The 11478-nt window shown below is 52.0% G+C and carries 8 protein-coding genes and 2 pseudogenes; 1 reads left to right on the top strand and 9 read right to left on the bottom strand.

Annotated features, from left to right (window positions below; all coding sequences use genetic code 11):
• The 9 genes and pseudogenes from ACT3XD_RS18605 to ACT3XD_RS18565 form a co-directional block, all read right to left on the bottom strand.
• Positions 1-218: pseudogene (locus ACT3XD_RS18605) on the bottom strand (hypothetical protein); the annotation flags it as partial.
• A 162-nt stretch (positions 219-380) separates the two neighbouring features.
• A complete protein-coding gene (locus tag ACT3XD_RS18600; RefSeq protein ID WP_444280655.1) occupies positions 381-1133 on the bottom strand; it encodes a hypothetical protein in 753 nt (250 codons plus the stop codon).
• A 90-nt stretch (positions 1134-1223) separates the two neighbouring features.
• Positions 1224-1685 carry a hypothetical protein gene (locus tag ACT3XD_RS18595; protein ID WP_444280654.1) on the bottom strand — a complete coding sequence of 154 codons (462 nt, stop codon included), beginning with the start codon at positions 1683-1685 and terminating at the stop codon, positions 1224-1226.
• A gap of 127 nt (positions 1686-1812) precedes the next feature.
• Positions 1813-3351, bottom strand: a complete 1539-nt coding sequence (locus ACT3XD_RS18590; RefSeq protein WP_444280653.1) for a nucleotidyltransferase — start codon at positions 3349-3351, stop codon at positions 1813-1815.
• Entirely contained in the window at positions 3348-3908 is a 561-nt protein-coding gene (locus ACT3XD_RS18585) for an SLATT domain-containing protein (protein ID WP_444280652.1), read from the bottom strand. Before ACT3XD_RS18585 ends, ACT3XD_RS18590 begins: the two co-directional genes overlap by 4 nt.
• A gap of 254 nt (positions 3909-4162) precedes the next feature.
• Positions 4163-4486: a hypothetical protein gene (locus tag ACT3XD_RS18580; RefSeq protein WP_030072670.1), complete on the bottom strand. Its 324-nt coding sequence runs from the start codon at positions 4484-4486 to the stop codon at positions 4163-4165.
• Positions 4487-4638: 152 nt separating this feature from the next.
• The gene (brxL, locus tag ACT3XD_RS18575; RefSeq protein ID WP_444280651.1) at positions 4639-6711 is read right to left on the bottom strand and encodes a protease Lon-related BREX system protein BrxL; all 2073 of its coding nucleotides are present in this window, start codon (positions 6709-6711) and stop codon (positions 4639-4641) included.
• Between the two features lie 72 nt (positions 6712-6783).
• The gene (pglZ, locus tag ACT3XD_RS18570; protein ID WP_444280650.1) at positions 6784-9414 is read right to left on the bottom strand and encodes a BREX-1 system phosphatase PglZ type A; all 2631 of its coding nucleotides are present in this window, start codon (positions 9412-9414) and stop codon (positions 6784-6786) included.
• A 147-nt stretch (positions 9415-9561) separates the two neighbouring features.
• A pseudogene (locus ACT3XD_RS18565) lies at positions 9562-9766 on the bottom strand (fructosamine kinase family protein); the annotation flags it as partial.
• Between the two features lie 611 nt (positions 9767-10377).
• Between ACT3XD_RS18565 and ACT3XD_RS18560 the strand changes: the two are divergent.
• The coding region (locus ACT3XD_RS18560; protein WP_444280649.1) for an IS1380 family transposase at positions 10378-11478 on the top strand (1101 nt) is incomplete at its 3' end.

Genomic DNA, 11478 nt, shown 5'->3' with positions numbered 1-11478 from the left:
ATCGGGCCAGCAGGCCGTTCACGATGACGCGCGACGGAGCGTGCCTCTACTCGCAACAGCTCCTTCCAGCGGCGGGAGCCCCAAATCTCTCTGCCGCGTTGGTCTCGATACGCGAGGCAACGCTCAAAGGTATCGTATTCATTGGCTAAGCGCGGGATCAACTTGGTTTCGGGTTTTCCTAATGGGCGTGGCACGCGCACCATGGGGTGTTCGTGCATTCCGATTTCGGCCAGAAGCGGCCTTTTAGTGACCGCCCGGCTAAGGGGCGGGCAACGCATTACCACTAAATTCGAACACAACAACCGTAGCCACCGCGGCTCATTGGGACTGGAAACGCCGCGCGTTGGCAGTCCCTCTTGAGCCGTTTGTTATGTGCCTATTTATGCATAGTGATCTTGGACTATTTCCATAGCAGATTTTGTAGCGAGACTATAGTCGTCAAACGTTTGCTTATAGAAATAGAAAAATGCAACGCCGAACTCAGCTAATTCTATGAATATGAAGTTATTTGTTGAGTGGAAGAAATGAAAATTTTTATTTTTAGTATGGATAATACATAGGGAGTTAAGCCTATCTACCTTTGATTTCACACTCAATACATGCAATGCCGAACGAAGATTTGAAAAAACCTTTGCTGGACTCGTGTCCACAGGACCTTGGAACATTGCAATAGGCATTTTGCCAATAAAAGGGATGTAATCAGCACCATTTATCTTATTAAGGCTTCTGCGAAGGTCAAGTACTTGAAATTTATACTCTAGAGTTTCTAACCATAGGATGATTAACTCTAAGGTATCTTGCGAGAACTCCTCGTGACTAACATCGACTCTTTCAAACTCATGCTTCAAATGCCTTTCTAAGTAACCAAGTAGGTTCGAGTTGCAATCTTTGCATGCAGGTAGTGTAGTTTTATTGTACGTCTGAGAGATACCGTTAGTTGTTGTTTCGAAATTCCGTTTCGCACAACGATTATAGACCCATTGCGGAATCACGTGCTCTCTAGTCAGCTGCTCTTGGGAGCCACAAATTATACACATTTCTGCGGAATGATCGGCAATGATTGCATTAGTAACTTTCTTCTTATTCGCTCTGATTTTCTTTCGAAGTTGAACCAACTTTAATTGAATACTCATTTAAGAAATGATTCCTAACTCGCTCTAGCAAATAACATCTTGAATAAGCCGCCATTTTGGAGCGGCTACGGAAAATTGGTCGGCATTCATTCACTCTTCAGGGCTTTTTACAACTTTGATGCCATTTGATATGCCCAGCAATGTACCAGCAAGCAATGAAAATGCTTTTATAACGTGATTTTTATACGTCCTCTTTGAATTTATCGTCTTTGGCGTATAGCCAAGTACGCTAGATGCCCATTTTTTCAGGTCTTCATGGTAGTCATCAAATAAGAGTTCATGTGCGATTTTGTTTCTGATTCTGTTAATTTCCTTTAAGTGAGGATATTTATCCTTAATGGAAGTAGCATCAATTGCCATGGCTAGTTCCAGCGTTTTGCTAAACATTAGATTCATTGCGTCTACTCGTTTCGAGTCGAGCTGATGAGCAGAAATAAATTGATACAGAATTTGCTCGAGAACAAGATGTCCCTTTAGCAAAATAATCTCCATATCGCTGTATTCCTTCAGCTTCACCGTAACGGAATATTCGAGCACTTCCTCTGGGATCATTGTCTAGGAGCCCTAACAGTTTTATTCAGGCGCATGCGCGGTGGTAATCGCCCCTAAAATCATTTACCTGTCCATTGGATATTGGGTAAAGCTATTAGGTGTCCGACATTAACCGCGAACGACAGACTTAGCTAATATTCACGACAAAGGGGCTACTTCGAGCTGCGCAATACCCGTCTTTTACGATAAAACATTCAATCGTGTGCGAACCTTTATAAGAGGCTTCTTCGTTTCTGACCAAGTTGCCGGCCGAGACTGCCCCCTCCACGAAGCCACCTCTTAAATCATTCGCCCTAAGGGCTGCATGCCCAGTATTCACAATCTGCCAGAAAACCTTATATGGCCAAACAAGATTGGTTTTTGCCTCGAAACGTAGCGAACTCCCGTTCGGTACTGCGGCACCATTGCTAACTACAGTAGTCGGTCGGAAACCAGCCCTGCTCATCGTGCCGGAGAGGTTTACGCTCCCTTGAGGCACCGTCGGCCAAGCGACGGGTTTACGGTGTGGGGCATCAAACACACGCTGCATCACTCCGTGAAGTCGACGCGTAGCAACTGACTTAGCGACAGCGCCAGGGCTATGCCGAGTTACAGCCTTTTCCAACAACTCGCGTCCGAGTCGGGGTGAAAGCAAATCGATCATTTGAGCTAGATTCTCAGTCTCTCCGGCCCGCTCAAAGTCCTTGCGCGCTGTATCGAGCCAGTCATCAAATGCTAGCTTTCTCTCCGGCTCTGCTTCCCACGCATCAGCAAAATTCTCCCGAGGGTCAGATGGATTGGCGATCCAATAGGTTTGCCCTCTAACTTCAATGTACTGGTCCATCGAAGCGAGAATACTGAAGAGCGCCCCGGTGACCGTAGCCTCCTGCTGATATGCATGAGCTGCAAGCGTCGATATGACGATGGATGAAGGTCGGCCGTCGGGCTGCTCGGAAAAGCACATGTCTCGATGCCGCTTCAGAATCTGGATTGCCGACTGCAAAGGAGTTTTGACTCGGAATGCGGGAATTTCCGCGACGTCGGCTTTCGCTTCATAGAGTGCCATGGCACGGCGTCGCTCATTAAATGCGACCTCCATCCGAGATATGAACCAATCGGCGTATCCATTGGGATTACTAGACGGCCAGTCGTCTGTGTACTGCTGATATCGAGGGTGCGTTCTATCAGTAATTGAAATGGATTTGCCCACATACTCAAGAGACAGCTTTCGTGCCTCCCGTAACGTACGTTGCCGCTGGCCGTCCGGAATAGATGGCAGAAGATCCATATGAAACTGAGCAGTATCAGCGTAGTTCAACGTCCAGCAGCGTTCCCAGCCAGATGGCGCTCCCATCGAATACCGTACTGCATACAATTTGAGCTCATGGCCAAAATCGTCAAAGAGTCGCTTTTGAGTGCTCGTTGCCTTGCTGAGTTCGAACTCGCAGACGACATCCAGATCGTAATGCTCCTCGCCATTCAAGGGGCGAATCACCGTACCAAGTCGAAAAGATCCTTGGGTGTAAGCGTTGATATTCACTTGCGCAAAACGGGATTCCGGCCGTTCCAGCCAATCGCAAATGGAGCGATAGCTTCGGTCGGCAGACGCGTAACGCTCTTCAGGAATGTCGAGTGTGGATGCAAGCTGACTAATGAACCGATCAGCGGAGGAGGTAACCTGCTTCATGAGCTTTTCCCGCTACGCAGCGAGGCTGGAAGGAAACAGTCGATTTCTTCGTCTGAGAACGTGAACTCCTCGTTGCACTTCAGCGCTTTCTGAGCCTCTGCATAGGCCTTTGCATCCGTCTGCGGTGCGGCCTTATAGATAATAGAAAGCTTCTCCTGTAGCTCATCTCGTCGCTCCGCTGCTTTGTCGTAGTTGATCGCTCCGGCCTTCAAATCAGTAAGTAAAGAGAGATAGGACTCGCGGATAGGCCATATACGAACAGCTGCATCACGATGCTTTTGTGCAGTCCCGCCGGGATCAAATCCCTTCATGTATCCAGACAGAAGTAACGCAAGTAGAGAAAGAACAGCGGTGGCAATTTTCGCCCAGTCAGGGCCTAAGATCGCGGCGATCAAAGCCCCTGATGCCGTCAGCGCTGAGATTACTATCTGAAAAATTTTCAGGTGTCGCAAGCGAGTTGCACACCGATCTGCCATTTTTTCATGCGCTTTGTGGGTGTATACAACCCGGCCTAAGCATTCGCGAATCTGCCCTTCCATATGCACAAAGTCACTCATATCTATCCTACTTAAATGCCACATAGGCTACTACCCGGCTTCGCAGTCGCGCTTCAAGCGGTACTTAAAGCTGACTACACCAGAGCGCGGCGACAATGCACCACCGAAGGTTAACGGGACGCTGGTTACACTTTAAAGCCAACTGTTCGCTCTTGGCCGATTGCTGTCCGTCATGACCGGCTGCTTTGGGTCGAAACCTGCCTTAAGCAGCTCTCTATACCAGTCCAAAAGCGTGGCGAAACTGCATAGCACGCTTAGGCGTCTCTATCACCAAAATAGTCATCCGTCGCCACGAGCCCCAGGCGGTCATCTGTATTGAAGGCCTGATCTCTGTCGCTATCTTCGCTGAACAAATTTTGTACGCGGCGTTCTTGTTTGAAGTAAGCCAGCGTACTGAAAAAACAGCTTTCGCAAAGGTGAACTTCATAGCGCTCGCCGTCGTGTTGAGAGCCATAGCCCCAATGTGCCTTGAGGGTGGCGTACTCAAGATTTTCATCTGCTACACGCGTTGTGGTTAAGCAGACATCGCACACCACATCGGTGACGGCCTCGACTTCTACTTTTTCAGTCACTTTCATTGCTATGCTCCTCGCCTACCGGCCATGTGCTCACTAACGCAGAGTGCCGCCGCTCGCTTCTACATCACTGAGCTCATTAGATTTTTCCATCTAAGTGCCTCCTGCAGTGCGTGCGAAACCATGAATGCAGTATCACGGTAGACTCATTAACCTTAATCCACCCCAAGTGCTTTGACCACTGCATCAATCGGTTCGGCATAGAAGCTGGTTTGGAACTTGGTGAACAGCTCTCCGGGGATGGTAGGAATATCCATGGCGCTGCTCATGGGTAGGGTGACGCGCTTGCCACCGGCATCAAAGGCAACCTGCAGGCATTCCGCTAGGCTTTCGACGGGCTTTAGGCTGCCCCCTAGGCTCATATCGCCCAGCACGACCATTTGGCTCTGAGTAGGTTTACCTACCAAGCCTGAAGAGAACGCGACCAAGCTGGCGAGCGAGAGATCGCGCAGGACACCGCTATTTTGTAGATCGACCACATGAAGGTGGAAATCATGCTCCAACACCTTGCGGGCTCCGCTGATGCGGCTGGCGTTGGCTTTGAAGTAATCAAACGCCATTTTGACCTGCTCTTTGGCGGCTGTGGAGTTCCAAAGCCCTGACATGGCCAGCTTGCCGCTGCCTGCGGTTACCTGCATTTCGATGCGATAAACCCCCGGCATGCCCTTATCACTTAGGCCAATGGTATGCACCACGCCTGGCTTGCCCTGGCCTTCTGGAATTAGGCCGCCACCGCCCTGCTCTTTCACCGACACAAAGTGCTCTTCCAGGGTCTCTTTGTCGATGTAGCTGAAATGGACATCGTAGAACTCCATGCCACCAATCTTTTTCAGCTGCTCCTTGACGCGGCGGCGTACCTGCATGGCGTATTCCAGGCAATCGCGTACATCGACTTTCATGTATTCCCCATGGGGAAACATCAGCTTCAGCAAGCCCGACACAGTTTTACGTACCGCGATCACGTCACGCTGGTTGAGGTTGTCGCCCAGAGAGAAGTAGCGATCAATGGCATCAGCGAAGCTGCGCTTGCGCATTTCACGGAAGAATTCAGCTAGGTAATCGACGATAAACCCATAGCGCTGAGTGAAGAATGAGGGCCGCATCTTGGGAATTTCCCAGCCGGGAATATAGGCATGGAAGCGATCAAAGAACGCGGCATCAATCATGGCATCAGGGAATGGCGTCAATAGGTGGCTGGTTTTCACCAGCGACTCCACGCTTTGGTTGATGTTGCCAACGAACACCATCGAGGCTGAGGCTTCCATCTGTTCGCGCCCACGGGCAAAAGAACCAGAGGCCATGTAATCCTTCATGATCTGCACCCCGTCCTTATCCTTGAACGAGATACCGGCCACTTCATCGAACGCCACCAAGTCCCACATACCCACCAGGCCAATGCGCCGCGAGCTCATGTTGTAGAACAGGTTAGCCACCGTGGTTTGTCCGCCGGAGACCAAAATGCTGTTGGGCGAGCACTCTTTGTAGATATGGCTTTTGCCAGTGCCCCGTGGCCCTAGCTCGCAGACGTTGTAGTTGTTCTCGACAAACGGAATCATCCTGGCCAGCAGGTGCCATTGCACGCCCTCATCCAACTCGGCAGGTTCCATACCAATCGAGCGAACCAGCACTTCACGCCATTGAGCATTGGTAAACCCACGCCGCCCTTCAAATAGCTCGTCCATGTTCATGTGAGGCATCTGAATCGGCTTGAGCAGGCTGACACCAAACGGCGAGCTTGTTTGCCCCTCTTCATGAAAGTAGCTGAGCGTGGCAATCACCCAAATACCACCTACCAGCAGCTTCTCGTGCTCTTTAACAATGCCTGCAGAGATTTCAGCATCTTTGATGCCCAGGTTACTGAACGCTGCTTCATAGCGGTCTTTTTTCTCATTCAGACGCACCGTGACACGATCAATCACCTTGAAGCTGCCGCGCTCACGCACGATGGATTTCACTTTCTCCGCTTCATCTGGCCGAACGTAGTTATCGGTCAGAATCGCTTTGACGTTTTCCAATCCCGTAGCGATCACCTCGGCATCATCAGAGGCGCAGTACATACCCAACAGGTACTCCAGCACGTAAACAGGCACGTTTGCGCCCTCTTTCACGCGTTGAGTGAGATCCTTACGCACCACGCGGCCCGCAAAGTGCGTGTTGAGCAGCGTATCCAGATCGGCATCCTGGAGGGCGTCAGACACTTGCGTGGCGGAAGATGAGTCAAAATCCATGTGGGCGGTCACTCCTGAACGACGATAAAAGCACAATGCACAAACATAAAAGCGTTTCCGCTGATGACTGGCCTAGAAAAAATCATCCGTAAACGCGAGATCAATCACCACGCGATAACGCTCCCGCTCGGTGCCGAGATCTTTATCGCGCAGCACTAGGAAGTAATCATTCTTGCGGTCGAATGACGTGCCCGATAGCGAGAGGCGCACCGACTTCATGCGCTCGTTCATATTGTCGCTTGCGCTATCGAAGGTCACGACCTCTTCACTGGAAACCACCTCGCTGCCCGCGTAAATCGCCACCGACAGTGTGACCGGGCGGAGGCGCTCGCTCACCGCTTCGGTTTGCAGCAGGTCGAAGCGCTGAATGTTATTGACCATTTTCAGCGATGCCTTGGGTGAGATCACCTCCACCTTGCGACTGGTGCGCTTTTCCACCTTCTCGCCCCGCAACTGCTGAACGGTGAGCACCGGCACCACAATTTCCTGGGGCATAATGCCCCCGTGTACAAAGCGCGCTCCACCGACAAAGTGAAAACGGTGTGCGCCTTTGGGTATCCAGAACTGGGTGTCGCAGGTGGTGCCAGCCGTATCGCGGGTATGGCCGCGCCACACGCTGGGGTTATCGGGCAACGATTCACCCAGCACATAGCGCTTTTTGCTTTTGAAGGCCGACGTTGGCTTGTCTGACAGCGCCGTGCGGTCGGTAGCATCCAACGCGCTGCGCTGGAACAGGAAACCGTGGTCGGCGGTGACCAGCACCGTGCTGGTGTTCAGGTGCATGAGAATTTTACGGGTCAGCTGATCCAGTTCATCTATGGCATCCTCAACCGCTGCGAACGTCTCGCTTTCGGTGTTAGCGGCATCCCCACGGGCATCCACCACGTTGTGGTAAACGTACATCAGCTGCACGCCTTTGATCTTTTCGCGCCCTTCTTCACGACTCCAGCCTTTTACGTCCTCGGCGGTGACGGCTAATGCTTCCCCGCCTAGCGCGGCTTTGAGTAATTTGCTGCGGTTCGCCGTGCCTTGGGTAGATTGGCCATTCACCAACACCGTATCGCTGCCCGGCTGATAGCTGAGCTCTCGGTGCGGTAACAACGAGGCCATCCCCAGGGTGGTATAGCTTGGCACCACACCTAACTGGCTTTTTAACGTCGCTTCGCTATAGCGCTTGGCATTAATGCGCTCACGGAGCTCTTCCGCCGCTTCGTAGCGGAAGGCATCGCTAATCACCACCACCACACGCTTTTGGCGGCTAGCGGCTAGCAGGGGCTGCACCCAATCGCGGTAGAAGTGTTGCTGGCTGGGTATATTGGGCAACTTCCAGTGAGTGAGCCGCTGTTCGGCTTCCACGCGCTCGCTCCAGTTACGGGTGAGCTGGCCCAGGAACCACTCGTCATAACAGCGCTCAACAGTGGCATCCAGGTTTTTAAGCAGCTCCACGCCGGTGGCATCCGACGCCACCGCGTAATGGCGATAGGCGGTATCAAAACGGTAGAGATCTGTTTGGTAAGCGTGGTAGAGCGCCTCAACACTCTCGTAATGAAAGCCTTTGGCATGCTGGTGACGCAGGCTAAACAGCGCAATCGCTGCCGTCAGTGCGGCATACAGCTGCCGATAGCGCTCGCGGCGGGCATCGTTTTTATGCCGCGATGCCCAATAACCGTCCAGGCGCGCCACAATGATGCTGTCGAACAGTTTCAGGTCGCGGGCATCCGCTGTGGGTATCGCCTGGCAGAGATCGACAATGATCTGCTTCTCCACCACCTCAAACGTCGCCACATGGCTTAGCTGCTCTAACGGCACATCCTGCAGCTTGTCATCAATGCGCTGGGCATCCGCCACCCACCCGGAGATCACATCAAACGCGGGGTAAAAGCGCGAACTATCCCGCCAGCGAGTGAGCAGCGCCCGCGAAGATGCACGCGCATTAACAGAGGGAATGGCCACCTGACGCGCCCAGTCAGGAATATCCGAAATGCTCTCGCAGTAGCCGGTAATCAATAACCGCAGCATCAGTTGGCCGAAGTTAAGCGGCGCTACACCGCTAAGCTCTGCTTGGCTGGCGGGGTAACCCACTTCGGCCTGCAGGGCGCCCACCAGCGCAGGCACCAAGGCGTACTTTTCGGCCTCAACCAACGCCGCTGGGTTCGTCTCTAACCCCAGCTCATTGGCCACCGCTTCTTCAGCCAGATGAAACAGCAGCGTGGCAACGTCAATTGACGTTGCCCCCACCACCACGGCCAGCATCGCCAAATCTAGCTCATCTTCACTAATAGAAGGCGTGACCAAACGCTTCAGGGCATCAATACGCTTACGGCTGGCTAAAAACGCCTGCCGCTGCGCCAAGTGCTCGCGCAGTACGTGGCGCGTTAGGCCCAGCTCGTTGAAAATCATCGAAACGCGGTCGGCGTAGAAGCGGCCAGAGTACAGCTTGATATCCAACAGCCAGTCCTCTTCTGGGGCTGGCTCGGCGTAGGGAAAGTAGAGCAACGTGGGCGTCTCAGGCTCCTCTAGCTCCAGGCGTAGCTTCACGCCAAGGGTGGACTCCCCCGCCATGTTGATCACCTGAACGCCTTCCAGCGCAAGCTCGCTGAGCGAATCCGCAAAGTGGCCAGGGGCGTCGTACCAGAACACAATTCGATGGTGATCAGTGAAGAAGGCGTGTTGTAAGCCCTGTTGGAGTTGGTCGAGCTGCATCTCGGCTCCTTGCCCATACCGCATAGATCAGCGCACTGAAAGGCGCTGTGCATCCATGCGGGTGATCAATAATTAATAAAACGTAAGATAATGGCCAAATTCTATCACGCGCAGTATGAAAAGCGCCGAGCCAGTGGCGCACTACACTCAGTACGCTTCCAGCCGGGATACCGCACGTTCAACCGGGGTTCGGTAGCTTTTTCCAAACAGGAGCAAATGATTCAGTAGCGGGTAGAGCTGAAAAAGCGCCTCTCGCCTTGGCCAATTATCGGGGGGGGGGGCTGCCATTCCAGTACGCCTCGAAGAAAGCCGAACTGGGCGAGCCGAACAGCGTCAACATCGCCAGATCTACCGCACAAAAAATCTGCATCAAATAAATAAAGAGTCTATTTTTAACCGTTAAAACATTTACTTTTAATTAGTATTTTTGAAATTCAACTCACTTTAAAGGCCTAATAAATGTCTCCCAAAAATACTCAGACATTCCCTCATTTGTGAGCAAAGAGTCACGCCTAGCACCGTACATTCCTCCCATCAATGAGCGAAAACCGAGCATTGCACCGTCATCTACCAAACTGACTGATTCGTTACAACTATTTGAAGAAATACCTGACTGGCTATAACAAATGTCTCCAAGAGAAATATTTCCAGAAGACTTCCAAATCCCACAATGACTGACCCGTTGGCCGTTAAGGTAAAGAGAAGCCTCGAAACTATCCGAATCTCTATGGTGAAAATCCTGTTCCAGCTCGGGATGTCTAATACAGATTTCTTTTAATGAATTCTCAAAGAAACGTGATAAAAAATCAAACCCTTCTCGTCGTGCAATATCTTTGTCTCGGTCACTGAACTTTTTACGAATAGCTAGCCCGGATTTCTCACAGGGTATAAAAGAAAGCGGCTGAAAGTGCTATGATTTCAAGAACCTAACCAATCCATCAAGCACCAACAGCCGCTTCCAAAATGGTACCTGAAAAACTGACCTTCTCGCCACTCTCACGCCGGCAAATTGAAGCCGATTTCTCTGGGGGCCACATCACCTCCGATGCTGGATTGCTCTTGCTACGGGAAGTTGATAAACAACATCGTCTGACGCACCGCTTGGCCTCCGTGCTTCATGATCCCCGCGCACCGGAACAGGTTCGTCATAAGCTCGACATCATGGTTCGTCAACGCGTATTCGGTGTGGCGGCTGGTTACGAAGATTTCAATGACCATGAGACTCTACGTTACGACCAAGCGCTTCAGACGGCGGTCGGTGAAAAAGAGGCGCTGGCGGGCAAGTCTACGCTGTGCCGGAGTGAGCAGAACGCCGATCGACAAGCGATGGTGAAGGCCCATGAGTTGCTGTGGCATCACTTCATTGAACAGTATAACGAACCACCCAAGGAGATCGTACTGGACTTTGATGGCACCGATATTCCCGTGCACGGCGAGCAACCCGGCAAGTTCTTTAACCGCTATTACGATCACCATTGTTACTTCCCGCTGTACGTCTTCTGTGGCCGCCATCTGCTGGTGAGCTATCTGCGCACCAGTGACCACAGCGACAGCCACCACAGCTGGGCCATCCTGGCGTTACTGGTGCGGTTTATTCGCCAGTACTGGCCCGATACGCGCATTGTGTTACGAGGTGATAGTCACTTTTGTCGTCCCCGGATGCTCAACTGGTGCGATCGACATCACGTCGACTACATCGTGGGTATCGGCAAGAACAGTCGGCTGCTCAAGGAAGTGGACGTGCCCATGATGCTGGTGCGCAAGACCCAATGGCAGGTGGGAGGGAAAGTAGCAGAGACGTTCCGCTTCCAATATCAAGCCCACTCCTGGAAATACCCACGCTGGGTGGTGGCCCGTCTGGAAGAAGGCGAACTGGGCTCTAATCCCCGGTTTATCATTAGTTCCCGTTATGACGACGGCTTCAAGCTCTACTACGAGCAGTACTGCGCTCGGGGCGACATGGAAAACCGAATCAAGGATCAACAACTGAGCCTGTTTGCTGACCGGACCTCCAGTACGCACTGGTGGGCCAATCAGTGGCGGCTGATCTTATCGGGCTTCGCC

This window comes from Halomonas sp. AOP7-B1-5, assembly GCF_052353045.1.
Classification (GTDB): Bacteria; Pseudomonadota; Gammaproteobacteria; order Pseudomonadales; family Halomonadaceae; genus Vreelandella; species Vreelandella colorata.
Note: the sequence above shows the minus strand (reverse complement) of the source record. Positions and strands in the feature narration are given on the sequence as shown.